The organism is Staphylococcus warneri (assembly GCF_900636385.1).
Lineage (GTDB): Bacteria > Bacillota > Bacilli > Staphylococcales > Staphylococcaceae > Staphylococcus > Staphylococcus warneri.
The window spans coordinates 200,089-219,632 of the sequence record NZ_LR134269.1 but is presented as its reverse complement, the minus strand read 5'-3'; the positions used below and the strand labels follow the sequence as shown (position 1 = coordinate 219,632).

The 19,544-nt window shown below is 33.8% G+C and carries 15 protein-coding genes and 1 pseudogene; 12 read left to right on the top strand and 4 right to left on the bottom strand.

The genetic code is table 11. The features are described 5' to 3' along the window. The first annotated feature begins 208 nt into the window (after positions 1–208). Positions 209–2,260 (top strand): amidase domain-containing protein, encoded by a 2,052-nt coding sequence (locus tag EL082_RS00990; protein WP_103286238.1) that lies wholly within the window; start codon positions 209–211, stop codon positions 2,258–2,260. A gap of 63 nt (positions 2,261–2,323) precedes the next feature. Here EL082_RS00990 and EL082_RS00985 read toward each other — a convergent pair whose 3' ends face one another. Next, the gene (locus tag EL082_RS00985; protein ID WP_103286239.1) at positions 2,324–4,318 is read right to left on the bottom strand and encodes a midas domain-containing protein; all 1,995 of its coding nucleotides are present in this window, start codon (positions 4,316–4,318) and stop codon (positions 2,324–2,326) included. 231 nt (positions 4,319–4,549) lie between these two features. Between EL082_RS00985 and EL082_RS00980 the strand changes: the two genes are divergently transcribed. From EL082_RS00980 to EL082_RS00955, 7 genes and pseudogenes are all read left to right on the top strand, one after another. Next, the gene (locus tag EL082_RS00980; protein ID WP_103286240.1) at positions 4,550–4,978 is read left to right on the top strand and encodes an organic hydroperoxide resistance protein; all 429 of its coding nucleotides are present in this window, start codon (positions 4,550–4,552) and stop codon (positions 4,976–4,978) included. A 288-nt stretch (positions 4,979–5,266) separates the two neighbouring features. Next, complete coding sequence (locus EL082_RS11880; protein ID WP_164553439.1) at positions 5,267–5,440, top strand: hypothetical protein; 174 nt, start codon at positions 5,267–5,269, stop codon at positions 5,438–5,440. Positions 5,441–5,684: 244 nt separating this feature from the next. After that, positions 5,685–7,835: pseudogene (locus EL082_RS00975) on the top strand (MMPL family transporter); the annotation flags it as partial. A gap of 563 nt (positions 7,836–8,398) precedes the next feature. Continuing rightward, positions 8,399–9,325, top strand: coding sequence for a glycine betaine ABC transporter substrate-binding protein (locus EL082_RS00970; RefSeq protein ID WP_015364637.1), 927 nt, complete (start codon positions 8,399–8,401; stop codon positions 9,323–9,325). Positions 9,326–9,537: 212 nt separating this feature from the next. Then, positions 9,538–10,110: a TetR/AcrR family transcriptional regulator gene (locus EL082_RS00965; RefSeq protein ID WP_103286242.1), complete on the top strand. Its 573-nt coding sequence runs from the start codon at positions 9,538–9,540 to the stop codon at positions 10,108–10,110. A gap of 121 nt (positions 10,111–10,231) precedes the next feature. Further along, positions 10,232–10,789 (top strand): TetR/AcrR family transcriptional regulator, encoded by a 558-nt coding sequence (locus EL082_RS00960; protein ID WP_002467434.1) that lies wholly within the window; start codon positions 10,232–10,234, stop codon positions 10,787–10,789. A gap of 90 nt (positions 10,790–10,879) precedes the next feature. After that, positions 10,880–12,073, top strand: coding sequence for an MFS transporter (locus tag EL082_RS00955; RefSeq protein ID WP_103286243.1), 1,194 nt, complete (start codon positions 10,880–10,882; stop codon positions 12,071–12,073). A gap of 125 nt (positions 12,074–12,198) precedes the next feature. On the opposite strand, the gene EL082_RS00950 is transcribed toward EL082_RS00955, so the two are convergent. Further along, complete coding sequence (locus tag EL082_RS00950) at positions 12,199–12,885, bottom strand: flavin reductase family protein (protein WP_103286244.1); 687 nt, start codon at positions 12,883–12,885, stop codon at positions 12,199–12,201. Positions 12,886–13,046: 161 nt separating this feature from the next. Beyond that, positions 13,047–14,222, bottom strand: a complete 1,176-nt coding sequence (locus tag EL082_RS00945; RefSeq protein WP_049414607.1) for an MFS transporter — start codon at positions 14,220–14,222, stop codon at positions 13,047–13,049. 245 nt (positions 14,223–14,467) lie between these two features. Between EL082_RS00945 and EL082_RS00940 the strand changes: the two genes are divergently transcribed. Continuing rightward, positions 14,468–15,520 (top strand): LLM class flavin-dependent oxidoreductase, encoded by a 1,053-nt coding sequence (locus tag EL082_RS00940; protein ID WP_031464095.1) that lies wholly within the window; start codon positions 14,468–14,470, stop codon positions 15,518–15,520. A 14-nt stretch (positions 15,521–15,534) separates the two neighbouring features. Continuing rightward, a complete protein-coding gene (locus tag EL082_RS00935) occupies positions 15,535–15,894 on the top strand; it encodes a hypothetical protein (RefSeq protein ID WP_002452034.1) in 360 nt (119 codons plus the stop codon). 329 nt (positions 15,895–16,223) lie between these two features. Here EL082_RS00935 and EL082_RS00930 read toward each other — a convergent pair whose 3' ends face one another. Further along, a complete protein-coding gene (locus tag EL082_RS00930; protein WP_103286357.1) occupies positions 16,224–16,700 on the bottom strand; it encodes a peptide-methionine (S)-S-oxide reductase in 477 nt (158 codons plus the stop codon). A 282-nt stretch (positions 16,701–16,982) separates the two neighbouring features. Here EL082_RS00930 and EL082_RS00925 point away from each other — a divergent pair, with 282 nt between their 5' ends. Next, positions 16,983–18,311 (top strand): hypothetical protein, encoded by a 1,329-nt coding sequence (locus EL082_RS00925; protein ID WP_126474881.1) that lies wholly within the window; start codon positions 16,983–16,985, stop codon positions 18,309–18,311. A 284-nt stretch (positions 18,312–18,595) separates the two neighbouring features. After that, positions 18,596–19,528, top strand: a complete 933-nt coding sequence (locus EL082_RS00920) for a trypsin-like serine peptidase (protein ID WP_103286324.1) — start codon at positions 18,596–18,598, stop codon at positions 19,526–19,528. Positions 19,529–19,544 lie beyond the last annotated feature (16 nt).

Genomic DNA, 19,544 nt, shown 5'->3' with positions numbered 1-19,544 from the left:
GCCATCATATTTATACCTATTTTACCAAATGTTAGATTACATTTTTCAAAAACAATTTATTTTTCTGATAAAGGTTAGTATAATTAAATTTACTAGATTGATTCAATTCGTTGATATGTATCAACTATAAATGTCATAAGTTAAATTATAACAAATGTCCAATAAGTATCTCAATCATTTTTCAAATTTTTAAGGGAGCTAATCATAGATGTCTAAAGAAAAATTCTTAACATATTTACTTACAACTACATTAATTGTGCCATCTTTCTCAACAGCACCCATAGCTAATGCTGCAGATGACCACTCAACAACACCATCTTCATCACAACAGCGTGATACGCAAAATAACAATGATTCAACAAACAGTGATGATAAAAGTACTAAAATCACGCAAGAAGAAGATGAGATTAACACATCAGAACACAAACATGAAAAAACGAAGCAATCATCACACCAAAACACTAAAAAGGAAAAACAAGACAAAGCGCACCAACAAAACCATCATGGAACACAAACATCTGTAACAGATGATAATTATAAACAGTCACATCAATCAACTAATTTAATTAATCAATTTTATGATGGATTATCCACGCATCAATCTGACTTTAATCGATTATGGTCTCCAGACCAATATGATGATAGCTTTAGTTTAACGACGTTAATTCAAAACCTATTTCATTTTGACTCCGATATTTCAGACTATGAACAACCTTCTCATGAAGAAGATGATACAAATACAAACTCTAAAAATAACCAGTCTGATGATAATGATAAGATAACTGACAATGATCAAAATGCAGACAATAGTGGTCATTCTGAAAAGTATCCACAACAAGACGAGACTAATAAAGGTGATCAATCTATTAATCGTCACGATAAGGAAAATAGTGACCTATCAAACCAAGACAATCATTCACAAAGTGACGAAACTCAAGATCATCAACAAAGCGACAACAATCAACAAGATCATTCTTCAAATCAATCGAATGGTTCGAACAAGAATGACAAGTCATCATCTAATCAAAGCATTTCCGACTCAGCCATCGATTCCATTTTAGATGAGTATAGTGAGGATGCAACGAAGACGCAAAAGCAATATCAAACATCTAAAGATAAACACACTCAAGATGATAAACAACAAGATACAAAGCAAAACAATACAAAAAAGCAAGACGTCAATCCTCAACTTCCAACACCGGATGAATTAAAACATAAAACAAAGCCTGCACAATCATTTGAAGGTGATTTTAAACAATCGAATACACGTGCCACTGGATTGTTTCAACAATTACCTAAAATAGAAGATGGTGCTTTAACAGATGGCGATATCAATATCGTTGATAGTAAAAGCACGAGAGATTTTATTAAATCGATTGCCAAAGATGCACATCAAATAGGTCAAAAAGAAGACCTCTATGCCTCAGTAATGATGGCACAAGCTATTTTAGAATCTGATTCTGGTAATAGCGCTTTAGCACAAAAACCTAATTTTAATCTATTTGGCATTAAAGGAACTTATCAAGGACAGTCTGTTTCATTTAATACTTTAGAAGCTGATAGTACAAATAACATGTTTAATATTACAGCTGGTTTCCGTAAATATCCTGATACAAAAGCATCACTCGAAGATTACGCACGTTTAATTAAAAAAGGTATAGATGGTAACCCTAACATTTACCGTCCAACATGGAAGAGCGAAGCGTCTACTTACCAGTCAGCAACTTCTCATTTATCACGTACTTATGCGACTGATCCTAATTATGCTAAGAAATTAAATAGTATTATAAAACATTATCATTTAACTGATTTTGATAAGAAAGAAATGCCAAGTTTGGATAAATATAATCATACGATTCATAGCGATGATCAATCACAATCAAGTTTCAAACCATTCGTAGAAAACAAAGGAAGTTCAAGCTATCCACAAGGACAATGTACATGGTATGTGGATCAGCGTATGAAACAATTTGGTCAATATATTCATAGTAATTTAGGCGACGCACATCATTGGAATAATCGTGCAGCACGGGAAGGTTATCAAGTATCTTCAACACCTAAAAAACATACAGCAGTCGTTTTTGAAGCTGGTCAATTAGGTGCGGATACACAATATGGTCATGTTGCATTCGTAGAAAAAGTTAACGCTGATGGTTCAATTATCATTTCAGAATCAAATGTGAAAGGATTAGGCGTTATCTCATATAGAACGATTGATGCTGATGATGCATCACAATTGGATTATATAACGGGTAAATAAATCACTCGTATTACACCATTAAAAAGAGCGAGACAAAGTTAACTTTGTCTCGCTTGTTTTAATTTATTTTGATCTTTTACGTTGACTATACCAGATTATACTACCACCGATAATGGCTATAACTAATGCTATAGGCATCCAATGTTGCTTAACTGCCTGACCTGCATCAGGTAATGATAGATTACCATCATCATTAAACAATCCATCTAGGAATCCATCATTAGAACCAAGCGTTAGGCCTTTTTCAGGTGTTGGCGTTGGAATATCAGGAATACTATCCAATAGACTACCACCAGAATTAAGTTGATCTAATAAACGAGAGCCTTGATTGGATTGTTGATTAATTCTATCAAAAATGCTCGGTCTATTTTTGATCGGAGAAACAATATAGTCTAAATCTTTCTTAGCACTGTCCATCTTATGTTGCAATTGCAATAAATCATTAGCCTTACCGTTAATGGCAGACTTGATTAAATCTAAAGCACTTGCTTTATCACTTTGCATACGATTAATGATATCTGCTAGCACTTTTGCTTTTCCTTGTTCAATTCTCGTTGCTAATATAGTTTCAATCGCTTGTCGTTTATCTTTTGCATTATTTAATACATCATTTAAAATGTCATCCGCGCTCACATGTCCTTGTTTATCAATGTGTCGTTTGAGTTGCTCTACAATTTGTTGGTTTGATAATTGTCCATTAGCTAATTGTTTCGCAATACGTTGCGCTTCCTTATCCCCCAATCGTGTAGCAAGGAGTTGTTTAATTAATTGTTGCTTATCTTCAGATTGATCTAACATTGATTTTAAAATATTATCTGATGAAGTATGTGTAAGACCATCTAGCTGTTTATCGATTTGATTGGCAATTTGTTGATCTGTCTTTCCTTTCGTCTTTACGTGTTTCATTGCTTGTTTCGCTTCATGTTGACTCATCACTGTATCCAAAATGGATTGAGCCGCTTTATTTTTATCTTTGGATTGTTGCAACTGATTAAGTATTAAATCATGTTGTTGATTCATACGTTGTTCCGTTTGACGAATGTCTTGTTTTAAAGCTTGTTTACGTTGATTGTTAAAATCGCTTTGTTGATTGACATCCTGTTCTAATGCCTTAAGTGTATCTCTTTTATCATTAATGTAGTGATTGCCGTTCATGTTATTAGAAGATAATTGACTAGAAATCGCTTGATTTATTTTGTCACTACCCTCTAACTCTTTTGTAATCTTTCCAACGTGTCCATCTTGTTTTTGATCTGATTGTTTCACATCCGCTTCGTCAGCAATGTGTTTTAAATCATCTAATGTTTGTTGTTCTTTGGCGTTAGAATGTGGCAGTTCTCTAGTATTAGATTGTGATTGATTTTTAGAATCTTGTTGTCTGTCTTGACGTTGATTAGATGATGAATCGGAACGCTTTTGTTTTTGTGTCGTATCGGCATCTTCATCTAATGATGTATCTTGCTTTATTTTATCTAAATCATCCAACACTGACGTTTGTTTATGATTTAACGTTTGTTGCTTATCGTGTGGCTGAGCTTGTTCCTGTGCCTGACTCGTTTCACCATCTTTTTGTTGATGGTTATCAACATTTTCTGAAGATAAATCCAAATCAGCTAAAATTTTGTCTAAGTCTTTAGTAACATCATCTTTATCTTTCACATTTTCAGCATTCTTTTCACTAGGCGTTTCTTCAGCTGAATCTGTTGAATGCTGCGTTTCTTTGTCTAATGATTTCAATTTGCGATCTTCTTTTTTAGCATCTTCAATTATCTTATCCAATGTTGCATTATCAGATACATCATCTAGTTGTTTGTGGTAATCCTGTCTTGAATCTTCTTTTAAATGTGTAAGTCGATCAATATCATATTTAGCGTCATCGATTTTATCTTGCAATGACTCATCTTTTGATTCAGATGTATGATGTGAAGTTGAAGTTTCTTTAGCTTGTACTGACATATCACTAGCAAAACCATAACCTATCATTGATCCACTGATTAAAAGCGCTGAACAAGATAATTTCAAACACATGCTGACTTTGTCGAATTGTTTATCTTTCATGTTTTCAATCTCCTTTAATCAATTGCCGTTTTAAAATTCATCTCCATTATATAACAAAGCACTTTAAAATTACACTTTGCATTTTAAATAGAAGCTATTTAATCTATCAGTAAAATGAAATAAACAAATAATTTGTAACTATATGTATATACCTTTATAATTCAATCAAGTTAAATTAGTTAAATTCGCAATATGATTTAACTTAATTTTATATTAAAAGGAGTTTTTAAAATGGCAGAATCAATTTATTCAACTACAATGATTAGTAATGGTGGCCGTGATGGTCGCGTATTTAGTCCAGATAACACGTTTGTTCAAAATTTAGCAACACCAAAAGAAATGGGTGGTCAAGGTAGTAACGATACTAACCCTGAACAATTATTTGCAGCAGGTTATAGTGCATGCTTTAACAGTGCATTATCATTAATTTTATCTCGACATAAAGTTAATGACGCAAACCCTGAAGTTGAAATCACTATTGAGTTAGTGAAAGATACTACCGATAATGGTTTCAAATTAGCAGCAGACATTGAAGTTACGTTAGAAAATGTATCTCAAGAAGAGGCTGAACAGTATGTAGAACAAGCGCATCAATTCTGTCCATATTCTAAAGCAACACGTGGTAATATTGACGTTAACTTAAAAGCCAACGCTCAATAATGGAATTCAATTATTGAACCCTTGCGTTTGATTAATGAACAACTCCTAAATACCTATTAAGTGGTGGTGAGTATCTAACTCTCCCCACTTTTTTTATATAAATTTTTATGTATCGATACACCAATGGGGGTTCATGCCATAGTCATCCCTATTTTGATGTTTTTTATTAAACTTGCGCATCGGTTTCATATTTAACTGAATAAAGGGAATATAACTTATATAAAGCATTTTTTAATTATTTCTTTTCATCTTAGTTTAGCCGTACCACAACTGTAAGGAGGCATCCACATGGATTTATCTATCATACTTATAATATTAGGCGCTATTTTAATCATTATTTCCAAAATAGTGATGTATGCTGATGAAAAACGCCATGAATTAAAAGAGAAATTTTATTTACCCGGTTTATGCTTAGTATTGATAGGTATTTTAATTCTCGTTGGACATTTTGTCACAAGTTAACAGTTGCTATCACTGCTCATAAAGCACACTTCTGAGTTATCTTTTCAATAAAATGTCCAACAATTCTTACAATCTGTTTCATTTTTCAACGACTCAATAAAATTAATGGTGTTTCAAGCAGTTGAATCTTGTTAAATTAATAACTGTAACTTTAAAACACCATAGATTTTTCTCAATTAAATTGAGTCCAACTTCATAGTTCCGTCACAAGTTAACGAATAAAAAACAAATAGGAGGAAATGTCTTGGCAAAACTTTTATACAAATTAGGCAAATTCATTGCTGAGCACAAATGGGTCAGTATCATTGCGTGGCTTTTGATTCTAGGCGTTATCATCACACCATTATTAATTAGCGCACCTAAATTTGATAGCAATATTACAATGAATGGTCTTAAATCATTAGATACAAATGACAAGATGTCAAAAGAGTTCCATCAAGATAGTGAAAAGGCATCGATGAAAATTGTAATACATTCTGATAAAAAGGATGGTATTACAGATAAAGACACTAAGAAAGATATTGAAAAAGCACTTGATAATATTAAACAAGATGATGATTACGTACAAAACGTAAGTAATCCATATGAAACAAATCAAGTCAATGATGATAAAGATACTGCAATTGCGACAGTCAATTATGTAGTTAACCAAACATCATTAAAAGATTCTTCTAAGAAAATTATCGATCGTGAAATGAAAGATGTGAAAGATAACCACAATGTTCAAATCGAACAAGCACAAGGTGGTAGCGGTGGTTCTGAACCAGGAGGCAACTCAGAATTAGTAGGTATTGTCACTGCATTTATCATCTTATTAATTACATTTGGTTCATTAATTGCAGCAGGTATGCCAATTGTCAGTGCCCTCATGGGACTTGGTTCAAGTATTGGTATCATTGCATTATTAACAAACGTATTCGATATTCCAAACTTCACATTAACACTAGCCGTAATGATTGGATTAGCAGTTGGTATCGACTATTCTCTATTCATCTTATTTAGATATAAAGAAATTAGGAAAAAAGGTACCCCACCTGTTGAATCAATTGCCTTAGCTGTTGGTACAGCAGGAAGCGCAGTTATATTCGCCGGCTTAACAGTTATGATTGCTGTTTGCGGTCTTTCATTAGTAGGTATTGATTTCTTAGCCGTTATGGGATTCGCTTCTGCAATTAGTGTTTTATTCGCGGTACTTGCCGCTTTAACATTATTACCTGCATTAATTAGTGTTTTCCATAAACGTATTAAAATCAAAGACAAACCAGAAAAAAGTAAAGACCCTAAAAATCATCCATGGGCTAAATTTGTAGTTGGTAAACCAGTACTAGCTATTATTATTAGTTTAATTATTTTAATCGCAGCTATCATACCAATTTCTGGAATGCGTTTAGGTATGCCAGATGATAGCTTAAAACCTAACGATTCATCCGCACACAAAGCGTATAATTTAGTTACTGACAACTTTAGTGCCGGATATAACGGTCAAATTGCGATGCTTGTAAATACTAAAGATGGTGGCAGTAAAAAAGACATTGAATCTGATTTAAATAGTATGAGAAAAGATCTTAAAGATATCGATAATGTCGATACTGTCGAAAAACCTCAATTAAATGATAATAATCATTATGCATTAATCTCTATCATTCCTGAAGATGGACCTAATGCGCAATCAACAAGCAATTTAGTTTATGATTTACGTGATTACAATAAACAAGCCAAAGAAAAATACGACTTTAATACAGAAGTAACAGGCCAAAGCGTAATCAACATCGATATGGCTGAAAAATTAAATAATGCTATTCCAGTATTTGCTGGTGTTATCATATTATTAGCATTTGTATTATTAGTATTTGTATTCCGTTCAATCCTTGTTCCATTAAAAGCCGTTCTCGGTTTCGTATTATCATTAATGGCTACACTCGGATTCACAACCTTAGTCATGCAAGATGGCTTCCTTGGTGGTCTATTCGGCGTAGAAAACACTGGTCCACTATTAGCATTCTTACCAGTTATTACAATCGGTTTACTATTTGGTCTAGCCATTGACTACGAACTATTCTTAATGACGCGTGTACATGAAGAATATAGTAAAACTGGTGACAATGATCACTCTATTAGAGTAGGTATTAAAGAAAGTGGCCCTGTTATTGTAGCAGCTGCATTGATTATGTTCAGTGTGTTTATCGCCTTTGTATTCCAAGACGATATGCAAATCAAATCAATGGGTATCTCTCTAGCATTTGGTGTACTATTTGATGCCTTTGTCGTACGTATGACATTAATTCCAGCATTAACGAAATTATTTGGTAAAGGATCATGGTACTTACCTAAATGGTTAGGCAGCATCCTCCCAGAATTAGATATCGAAGGTAAAGCATTAGAACAAGATTCACATCAAGCTGAATCTCATGCATCTACCGATGAAGATCGTCATGGTGCTTACGCTACTGATCGTCGTGGAAGAGATGACAGAGACTTTGAAAGTGAACACCCTTCCCGTTTAGATCGTCAATATCATCGTGATGAAGATGAACGACGTTATCAAGATGATACACATCGTTCAACTTACACAAGCGAATCACACGTATCACGATTTGCATCCAATGAACCAAACGACGATGTAGATTATGAATCTTTATATAATAAACAAGGTAATGGTCACGATAATTATCCAAGACGTGACGACAGATTAGACGACCATTCTGAGCGCAGTCATTCATACGCACGTCGCTCTCAATCTGGTCCACAAAGTAACGAAGCACGTACAACTGATTTATTCAAACAGTTATCAAATCAAACGAATGATCAAGACATGCTATTTAATGCATTAATGTTATATGCAAGAGAAAATAGTAAAGATGTATACGATCAATATTCAAATCATACTGACAACAAACATCGTACCGATTTCAATCATGACGATGACAGATATTAATTTTAAAAAGGAGGATATGCTGAATGTTTAAAACAAGAGGTTTCAAACTGTTAGGCCTGTTTGCCACTATTGCCTTAGCCATCGTGCTAAGTGCATGTGGTAACGGTGGCGGAAGTTCATCAAAAGATGACAATACTTCCCTAGGCAATAAAGAAATCGAATTACCATATATTGCTAGTGATAACTCAGCGCCACGTACATTAGTCATAGCTGAAGTACTTAAAAAAGCTGGTTATGACGTTACAACTACACCTGTACAAGCAAGCGGTCCATTATATGCATCTGTAGCTGAAAATCCAGATTCATTCCATGCGTCAGGTATTTTCCCATCTACAGATAAAAGTTACTATAATAAATACAAAAGTAAATTATCCGTTTATGACAAAAAGAACCTTGTCGATGATGTTAAAGTAGGCTTAGCCGTACCAAAATACGAACAAAATATCGACTCAATTGCGGACTTAAAGGATAGCAAGAAGTTCGATAAAGAAATTCAAGGTACAGACGCTAGAAATGGTGTCATGAAACAAACTAAAAGTGAACTTGATGAAGATAATCTAGACGGTTATAGTCTTAAAGAATCTTCTGACCAAGATCAATTTAAAGCAGTACAAAAAGCTTATAAACAACAACAACCAATCCTATTTACAGCAATGGATTCTAGTTGGTTCTCTAAAGAATTAGGCGTTAAAATGTTAAAAGATCCTGACAAAATTTATGGTAAAGAAGATCAACATATTAACTTAGTATTTAATAAAGAATTCAAAGCTAATCATCCAGCAGCATACACAATTGCAACACGTATGTCAGACGACTGGAGCAAAAAAGATGAAGATCAATTAGCTAAGAAAATCTTCAAAGACCAGAAAAATCCAGAACAAGTTGCCAAAGACTATGTTGATGACAACGATAATAAAGTAGATGAATGGTTAGAAGGTATTGATCATTAATTCTTCTAGTAAAATCTAATAACTCCGAGTAACAATCATGTATGCAGGACTTGAGAATATACAGCTCAAGTCCTGCTTTTTTGTATTGTCTTCACAATCCAGTAATGTGTATTTCATGTAAAAAGCATTTATATTTGGTAAAATAACAACGTCTATGATAAATTATCAATCAATATTATCTTAATAAAATGACTATTCGGGGAGTCCTGCTTATGACGACATCTACACAAAAACGTATGATAAAACATATTAATCAAACAGTTTTTGAATTATTAAATGACTATCACTTTGATGAAATCACTGTACAGAAAATATGTGATGCTGCTGAAATTAATCGCAGTACATTTTATCGATATTTCCAAGATAAATATGACTTACTATACTCATTAACAGAATATATGAAGGAAGCACTCGATTTAGATTCTTTACATCAGCACGGTTCAACAGATGCATTAGAATCATTTATCTCTTTCATCAATACACATAAACCAGTATTTAAACATTTACTTGTCGCATCAAGACAAGACGATGTCTTTCGTAGTTTGACTCAATTCTGTAGTGAGAAAATATTAGAAGGTGCTGAGTGTAATAACGATTTATTAGCACATAAAATTATGAACAGCGATCATCCACAATTAATTGCTGATTTTTATAGTAGTGGACTCATTGAAATTATAAGAAGATGGGTTGAGAATAATTACAGTTACTCAGAAGAAGAAATTTTATCAGCATTACACGATACACTTGATTTTTCTCGCCCTGTTGATCATGTTTCTACCAACTAAATCTAGAAATGCGATAATCGACACCCATTGCCATCAATCGCAAATCAACACTTTGACAGCTAGTAGTAAAACTGTTAATTTTAACTAGAATGACTATTCTATTTTTAAATGAGTGATGATAATGTCCAAGAAAAAGCAAGATTTATTAGAAGTAGCAGAACGCTTATTTTACGAACATGGCTTTCGTGGTGTCGGATTAAAGCAAATTATTCAAGAAGCCAATGTAGCTACTATGACACTCTATAACCACTTTGACTCTAAAGAAAAACTAGTCGAAGCCGTGCTTCAACAACGAGAAATGCGTTACTGGCAATACTTAGAAGACGGTGTTCATCAATCCCCACAACAACCATTCATTGCTGCAGTAGATGCACACTGTAAGTGGTTGAAAGATTATTCGTACACTGGTGATATGTTTATTCGTGCGATTGAAGACTATAGCGATACCGATAATAATATCGAAGCTATCGCACGTGGACATAAAGAACGATTATTAACTTATCTTGAAAATTTAGCCAACCGTTCTAATTTTAAAAATGGACGCGATTTAGCTATTAGATATACCTTGCTAATGGAAGGTACAACCTCTATGACTACCCTTTTAGGTGTCGATGAAGCAACCAAACATGCACGCTACGTTGCCCACCTATTTATCGATGAAGCAACTAAATATAATTAATCCAACGATGAGATTGATAATTAAATCAATCTCTCTCATTTTTAAACTAAAATAGAATGAACGTTCTATATAAAAAGGAGTTGTTACTATATGAATTTCTATAAATTAGTTTTTCCTGGCATTGCCATGATTGCCACCATTTATGGATTAGGTCGATTTAGCTTTGGGCTATTTCTTCCTGATATATCTAATGATTTAAAACTTAGTGCTTCTAGTGCAGGACTCATTTCATCTTTATTCTATTTGTCATATTGTTTTACTATCGTCTATGCAACATTGAGAACTGCCAAAACGGGGCCAAAATACATGATTATGTTAGCTAGTATGTTAGTCATATTAGGTTTATTTATGATAAGCATTTCACCTAATGCCTTAACACTGTCATTAGGTGTTTTACTCGCTGGCGCAAGTTCTGGATTAATCTCTCCACCTTATGGTTACGCCATTTCTTTATGGATTAAATGGGAAGAACAAGGTAAGGCCAATACTTGGATTAATTCTGGTACGAGTTTAGGCTTAGTATTCACTGGTATCACTGCGATGTTAGTATTTATTGATTGGCGAACAACATATTTAATCTATGGTGTGATCGCCATACTCATTACTGTTTGGAATTTTTTCGTTATTCCATCTTTAAAACATAGTTTAAAAATCTATCCAGGTTCTTTAAATATTTTAGATATTAGTGCAAGTAAAAGAATCATTATGGCTTCCACTATATTAGGTTTTTCAACTGCACCATTTTGGACTTTCTCAAAATCATATGTTCAACAAACAGACCATTATTCTCCAATCGCCTTATCAATTTTTTGGATTCTAATCGGTGTAGCTGGCATTTTTGGTGGGATTTCTGGCCATATCATTGATCAATATGGTATTCAATTTGCCTACTTTTTTGGTGTTATCTTAATGTCAGTTGCTTCTATTCTCTTAGCCTTAACACCTATCGTGTGGATAGTGCCTTTCCTTTCATCATTAATCTTTGGTGTGAGTTATATTTTTATTACAGGTGTACTACTCGTTTGGGGTGTGAAGATATTTGTGAAGAACGCCTCATTAGGAATCGGAATACCATTTTTAATGTTAGCTGTTGGGCAAGTGCTAGGATCTATGGTAGCAGGACCATTTATTGAAGATTTAGGTTATACAATGACCTTTATTATATATGGTTTAATTGGTTTAGTCGCTTTATTACTATTTCCAAAAGTTGAGGTACAACCTCCAAAAGTAAACATTGATGGCGACTATACAGAACTACAAAAAGTAAATAAAGATTTACTATAGATATAAGGATTTCAAAATCCGATATTGAATGTCCAAATTAAAATAGCCAGTCAATGGGGTTCTAATACCACATTAACTGGCTATTATTCTACATTAAATGGTTGATGACTAAAGTGTTTTAAACCTTAGTCATCATTTTTATTATCGAAATTTCTACCTTCTAATCCTGCTAATTCTTCTTTAGAAGCATAAGGTGCTTTCATTTCGAATACTTGATCAACAACTGTATAATCATAATATCCTAAACGTGCAATTGGACGAATAGATGGAATATCTAATTTTCCATCTTCAGTGATGACTTTATCATCGATATGCACTTGGGCAACACGCCCAATCACAATATCCACTGTAGATACAGGATCACCAGTTGGTATGCGAATTGTTTGAACATATTCACATTCGAAATGCACTGGAGACTCTTTCACTCTGTATCCGGGTGCTTCAATACATGATTCTTTAGTAACCCCAGCGTAGTCAAATTCATCTTCGTCGGGTGCTAATGCTTTAGATGATAAATTAACCGCTTCTCTTAAATCATATGTCGCCATATTCCATACAAACCAACCCGTCTCTTCAGCATTTTTCACAGTATCTTTACGTTCGTGATCACCTAATACTGACTGATTCGCCGCAAACATAACCATAGGTGGGTCCCAAGTTAAATTTTGGTATTGGCTATAAGGTGCTAGATTATCTTTACCATCTTTCGAAACTGTAGATATCCAACCGATAGGTCTTGGTACTGTACTACTTTTAAATGGATCATGTGGCAATCCATGAGATTTAGTGCCTTGCTTTGGTGAATAATTCATCGTTTCTCACCCCTATTAAATATTTGTATTTCTTCAATCATATAATAGCTATTTGCATAATTCTAATACTAAAAAACGATTTACTTATAGCTATACACTATAAATAAATCGTTTAAATATATATCGTATCTATTAACTAAATCATTCGTTATGCTTTTTATTTAATATACACTTTCATCTTTAGGCATTAATAACGATACAATAAATGAAACAAAACCAATACATGCGATTGAAACAAACATTAAGAAATATTGTGGTAACTTAGCGATATAAATCATTAAAATGGGTGCAATTGCTGTTCCCATGAATAATATGACAGTATTGACTGATAAAAAGAATCCTTGATTATGTTTAACAGTCATACCTACCTTCGAAATGACTGATGGAATCGCAAATGCAATACCAGCAACAAATGTAACACTAAATAATGTGATACAAATAATATTTGTCGTGATTCCCATCAATATAAGTGATAACGTACTTGTAAGTAAGGCAAGTGAGATCACACGCTTAATACCTATTCTGCCACTTAAACGGCCTCCTAACAACGATACCAACATCCCTATCACACCAAATAATTTTACTAATGATGCTGTAGACATATCTCCATTTACTTTATCTGATAAAATGTATAAATTTAAAATGGCATACATACTGATAAACATAATTAATAATGTAAATGAGATGAATAAACAGTATAAAACTTTTAGATTATCACGGAAATCTTTAAAGTTATTAAAGAATTTAAGTAATTGTACATCCGCATTTCGACGTGGGCTTTCTGGTACATAGCGGTAAATAACAAATATTAAGCACAAATATAATACAGTTAAAGTGAAATATACCCAATGCCAGTTAAGATGATGAACAATGAGTTCACTTAAGTTCTGCCCTAATACCCCCGATAACATGAAACTAGTACTAATAAAACTAATTGCAGTCACCCTTTTTTTAGCAGGGTATGTTTCTGTCGTATACGTGATTGCTACTGGAGAAAAGGTTGCAGCGAATATACCTTGTATTGCACGCATAATGAGTAATAGTGAAAATGATTGTACAAATCCGATAATAAAACAAATGATGGTCAATCCACTCAAACCTATTAAAATGGTTTTAATTCTTCCATATTTGTCGGAAATCGTTCCATAAAACAAACAACTTATTGAATACATAATTGAAAAAATGACACCATTTAATGTGGCTACCGATTGGGGTATATGAAAGGAATGTGCAAATGCTGCTGTAAGTGGAAGTGCAGTATATAAACTACCCATAACGATAATTCCTGAGAAAAATAGAATCGTAGTGATAAGATTATAATGACGTTGTTCCTCCAATGATACCGATGCTCCCTTCCTATTAATAATAACGTTAACTATTATTACACTTTCATCAACAAAACTAAAGAACCTATTTAATTTTCAAAAAGTTTTAAATTTACCGCAAATTAAATTGCTATCACAAATATGCTTTTTTATCCCCGAAAATAACCTCAATAATAAGACGAATAAATAGTATTGACTTTCAAAAACCAACGATATATAATATACCCAGTATAAAAAATATATTGTAGGTGGCAATAATGAAAATTGAATTAGGATTAACTTCATTTGCCGATAATAGTGCGATTCATATGCCGGAAGGATCAGAACTTCCTATCTCAAATGCACAACGAATTAGAAATATCGTAGAAGAAATAGAATTGGCTGATCAACTAGGCTTAGATATCTATGGCTTAGGCGAACATCATCGTAAAGATTACGCTGTGTCAGATCCAGTAACTGTGTTAGCTGCTGCAGCTGCACGTACTTCACATATCAAACTATCATCAGCTGTTACTGTTTTATCATCTGATGACCCAGTCAGAGTATATGAGCGCTTCTCTACATTAGATGCTGTATCTAATGGTCGAGCTGAAGTAATGATAGGTAGAGGATCATTTATTGAATCTTTCCCATTATTTGGTTACAACTTAAATGACTATGAAGATTTATTTAATGAAAAACTTCAAATGCTATTAAAAATTAATAAGCATGAAATCATCAATTGGGAAGGTAAATTACGTCCTAGCGTTGAAAACACAGGTGTTTATCCTAGAATAGAACATGGCGAATTACCGATTTCTATCGCTACAGGTGGTACACCTGAATCATCATTACGAGCAGGTGCATTTGGTTTACCAATCACTTATGCTATTATTGGTGGTAATCCTAAACGGTTCGCACGTAATATAGAAATTTACAAATCTGTTGCTGAATCATATGGACATGATCCATCTCAATTACCAATATCTGTACATTCTTGGGGATATATTGCTGACACTGATGAGCAAGCTAAACGCGAATTCTTCCCTTCATTAAAAGCCCATCAAGATGTACTTGGTAGAGAACGTGGTTGGCCACCTTTCGATGAACAAGCCTTTGAAAGAGAAATTGGAAGTGAAGGTGCGATATACTTAGGTAGCCCTGAAACGGTCGCACAAAAAATTATTGAAACTGTAGAAACTCTAGGTCTTAATCGTTTTATGATTCATACACCAGTTGGATCAATGCCTCATGAAAAAACAATGCATTCCATTCGTCTTTTCGGGGAAAAGGTTAAACCTATAGTAGATAAATATTTTGAAGATAAATAGGAGGAAATATTTTTATGATTTTACGTTATGCTACAAATTTAAAACTTGCTAAAGAACTTTACGATGCATCAAAACCAAAATTACAAGGTGACCAAGGTATGTCAGATACATTCACAAATGTCTTCGGTATGCCTGAAAAATCAGTTAAATTAGCTGGTACGATTGAAGCAGCTGCTGCAGGCTTATTCGCAGTAAGCTTCTTAAGTAAAACTGCTTCACGTTTAGGCTCATTAGCTACAATTTCAGTACTAAGTGTAGCAGCTTACAAACACTTCGAAGCTGGACATGGTAAAAAAGGTGCTCAACATGCATTAGACTTATTAGGCTTAGCAACATTAAGCTTATTCGATACTTTTGACGGTAAACGCAAATAATTAACACGGAGGTCACATTAAGTGACCTCTTTTTTATTTGGGAGTAGGACAGAAATAATAAAGAACCACTAATCATTTATTATGTAGTGGTTCTTACGCATTAGCCACAGCTATGTGTACTTTAAAATAGAAATACATGAGTGAAACTCATGCATAAGAAATACTAATTTTTAAAGAAAAAGTATTTCTTTATCGTTGTCCATCCCCAACTTGCATTGTCTGTAGATTTTCTTTTCGAAATGCTCTATGTTTGGGGCCCATCCCCCCGGCAAGGTTGACTATATATGAATGTAACTTGAAATATATATATTTATGTCCCAGCCTGTTTTTTATTTATATTTATTTAACATATGCATAGGTATATGACACATATGATAATCTTCAGGATAATGTTCCAATCTATCTTGATGTTCGGGCGCGCTTTTCACATAGTTAGACAGAGGTAAGACTTCCACTACAATATGAGCCCTATCCTCTCGCTCATTAATAAAGGTTTGCGCTTCATTCAAATGTTTCGTATTTTCACTATATAATCCTGTTCTATATTTCTCACCTATATCTTGACCTTGCTGATTCAAACTATACGGATCAATTACCTCAAAAAGATATGACATAATGTTACGAATAGTTAAACTATCCGGATCAAATGTTAACTTTACACATTCAGCATAACCATCGTATTCACCATTCAAATTCGATGTTATTCCATTAGCCCTTCCTGCTTCAGTTGATACGATACCTGGTATAGTTTTAAAAAAAGCTTGAACACCCCATAAGCAACCTCCAGCAACATATACTGTTTCCATCGTCTTCACCTCTTTATTCGTATTCTACATAAAATAAAGCCTTATCAAAAGTACTTACTATACTGGATAATATTAAGTATTGATTCATGATTGATGATTAGAGTGACAAAACTGTTATTTCATTGACACCTGATTCATAGGGCTTTCAAATGATTTGATGCTATATTTAGATTGTACATAACGAAGTTTTGATAACTAAACATTTAACTTTATGAGTTAACTACAATAACTTAGATAAAATTTCTTTACTGTATAAATAAATATATTCAAGGGGAGATTTTTTTGACTCATCATTCTATCAAATACTTAATCGGCGCAACTATCACTACTTCTGCTTTATTTCTTACATCACATCACGAGGCTTCAGCTTCAACTATAGAAAATAATCAAGTAGACCAAGGTTTTAACCATCAGTCGAATGGTAATGCCATCACTCAAGTTAATCAAACAGATTCAACTTATAATCACGACGAAAATGGTAACCCTATTACTGCGGAAAATAACATCGATAGCAGTTTTAATCACGACCAAGACGGCAACCCTATTGCTTCTGATAACAATATCGATAACAACTTTAATCATGACCAAAATGGCGATACGATCGTTTCTGATGATAATGTGGATGCTGGCTTCAACCATGACGAAGACGGTAATCCTCTAATGACAGCTAATAGCGTAGATAGCGACTTCAATCACGACCAAAATGGTAACCCTATTGCCGTAGACAACAACATTGATAACAATTTTAATCATAATCAGAATGGCGATGCGATCGTTTCTGATGATAATGTGGATGCTAGTTTCAACCATGACGAAGACGGTAATCCTCTAATGACAGCTAATAGCGTAGATAGCGACTTCAATCACGACCAAAATGGTGATGCTATCGTTTCTGATGATAATGTGGATGCTGGCTTCAACCATGATGAAGACGGTAATCCTCTAATGACAGCTAATAGCGTAGATAGCGACTTTAATCACGACCAAGACGGCAACCCTATTGCTTCTGGCAATAACATCGATAACAACTTTAATCATAACCAAAATGGTGATGCTATCGTTTCTGATGATAATGTGGATGCTGGCTTCAACCATGATGAAGACGGTAATCCTCTAATGACAGCTAATAGCGTAGATAGCGACTTTAATCACGACCAAGACGGCAACCCTATTGCTTCTGACAATAACATCGATAACAACTTCAATCATGACCAAGACGGCAATCCTATTGCCTCAGACATTAATATAGATAACAACTTCAATCATGACCAAGACGGCAATCCTTTTGCCTCAGACATTAATATCGATAACAACTTCAATCATGACCAAAATGGCAATGCGATTGTTGCTAATAAAAATGCGGATGTTGGCTTTAACCATGATGCAGTTGGACAACCTATTCATGCTAACAACCAAGCAATGATAAGTCGTTCAATGCAACAATCACATGATACTACAACACCGCAATCAGCTATAACAACTCATCACCAATCAAATTCATTACCTGCAACAGGTCAAGACAGAACACGCGCGCCATACATTGGCTTTGTAATCACACTCGTTTTAGGCGTAGCTTTTATTTTATTAAGAAAATCATCTGCTAAAAAATAGGCTTATCATTAAAACACTATTAATTTCATTACAATTGATATAATACTAAGAAGCACCAGCTAATTACTATTTTTATAGTTTTAGTCGGTGCTTTTTATATAGTTAAAATCCATTTTTTGTACAATTAAATAATATAAAATGATATTTAATTCAATATTATAGAAAACATTTCATAAAACACTATTTTCTACAAAACTTTTTTAATTATTTTATATATTTGTATTAACTTAAAAATTTTTGGTGTTATATTTGTGTTGGAAATATAATTTTTAGGAGGTTTTAAAATGAAAGTTAAGTTTTTTACAGCAAGTTCTTTGTTAATTGCTACTTTGACATCAGCGACATTAATTAATCCGGTACATGCAGAAACGACATCATCAACCGATAATCACCAACAAACCACACAATCTCAACAACAAAAGACACCGAAGATTGATAAAGGTAATAACGTCAAACCTGTTGAAAAGAAAGAACGCGCAAATGTCATACTACCTAACAATGATCGACATCAAATTAATGATACAACGTTAGGTCACTATGCTCCTATTACTTTCGTTCAAGTTCAATCAAACGAAGGTACATTTATCGCATCAGGCGTTGTTGTAGGTAAAGACAAACTTTTAACTAACAAGCATGTTGTAGATGCAACTCACGGAAATCCACGCGCTTTAAAAGCCTTCCCTTCTGCAGTTAATCAAAATAATTATCCAAATGGCGGTTTTACTGGAGAACAAATCACTAAATATCCAGGTAATGCAGACTTAGCCATCGTTAAATTCTCACCTAATAACCAAAATCAAAATATTGGTGAAGTTGTTACACCAGCCACTTTAAGTGACAATGCGGACACAAGTCAAAATCAACCTATTACTGTAACTGGTTATCCAGGAGATAAACCACTTGCTACTATGTGGGAAAGTAGAGGTAAAATTACTCAAATTCAAGGTGAAGACATGCACTATGACTTAAGTACAACTGGTGGTAATTCAGGTTCACCTGTATTCAATAGCCGTAACGAAGTCATTGGTATTCATTGGGGTGGCGCAGCTAATAGCTATAATGGCGCTGTCTTTATCAACAACAATGTTCAAAACTTCTTAAAACAAAATATTGAAGATATTCATTTCTCAAATAGCGACAATAATGACGACAATGATAACAATAATGGCACAGACGATAATAACAATAATAACAACGATAATCCAGACGCAGCGTAACTTGCCAAACATATTA

Bases quoted from the DNA above. Each gene is read 5' to 3' on its own strand.
- EL082_RS00970 (WP_015364637.1), top strand. From the start codon at position 8,399: ATGTTTAAAACAAGAGGTTTCAAACTGTTAGGCCTGTTTGCCACTATT.
- EL082_RS00930 (WP_103286357.1), bottom strand. From the start codon at position 16,700: ATGGAAACAGTATATGTTGCTGGAGGTTGCTTATGGGGTGTTCAAGCT.
- EL082_RS00965 (WP_103286242.1), top strand. From the start codon at position 9,538: ATGACGACATCTACACAAAAACGTATGATAAAACATATTAATCAAACA.
- EL082_RS11880 (WP_164553439.1), top strand. From the start codon at position 5,267: ATGGATTTATCTATCATACTTATAATATTAGGCGCTATTTTAATCATT.
- EL082_RS00985 (WP_103286239.1), bottom strand. From the start codon at position 4,318: ATGAAAGATAAACAATTCGACAAAGTCAGCATGTGTTTGAAATTATCT.
- EL082_RS00980 (WP_103286240.1), top strand. From the start codon at position 4,550: ATGGCAGAATCAATTTATTCAACTACAATGATTAGTAATGGTGGCCGT.
- EL082_RS00935 (WP_002452034.1), top strand. From the start codon at position 15,535: ATGATTTTACGTTATGCTACAAATTTAAAACTTGCTAAAGAACTTTAC.
- EL082_RS00960 (WP_002467434.1), top strand. From the start codon at position 10,232: ATGTCCAAGAAAAAGCAAGATTTATTAGAAGTAGCAGAACGCTTATTT.
- EL082_RS00990 (WP_103286238.1), top strand. From the start codon at position 209: ATGTCTAAAGAAAAATTCTTAACATATTTACTTACAACTACATTAATT.
- EL082_RS00940 (WP_031464095.1), top strand. From the start codon at position 14,468: ATGAAAATTGAATTAGGATTAACTTCATTTGCCGATAATAGTGCGATT.
- EL082_RS00920 (WP_103286324.1), top strand. From the start codon at position 18,596: ATGAAAGTTAAGTTTTTTACAGCAAGTTCTTTGTTAATTGCTACTTTG.
- EL082_RS00955 (WP_103286243.1), top strand. From the start codon at position 10,880: ATGAATTTCTATAAATTAGTTTTTCCTGGCATTGCCATGATTGCCACC.
- EL082_RS00950 (WP_103286244.1), bottom strand. From the start codon at position 12,885: ATGAATTATTCACCAAAGCAAGGCACTAAATCTCATGGATTGCCACAT.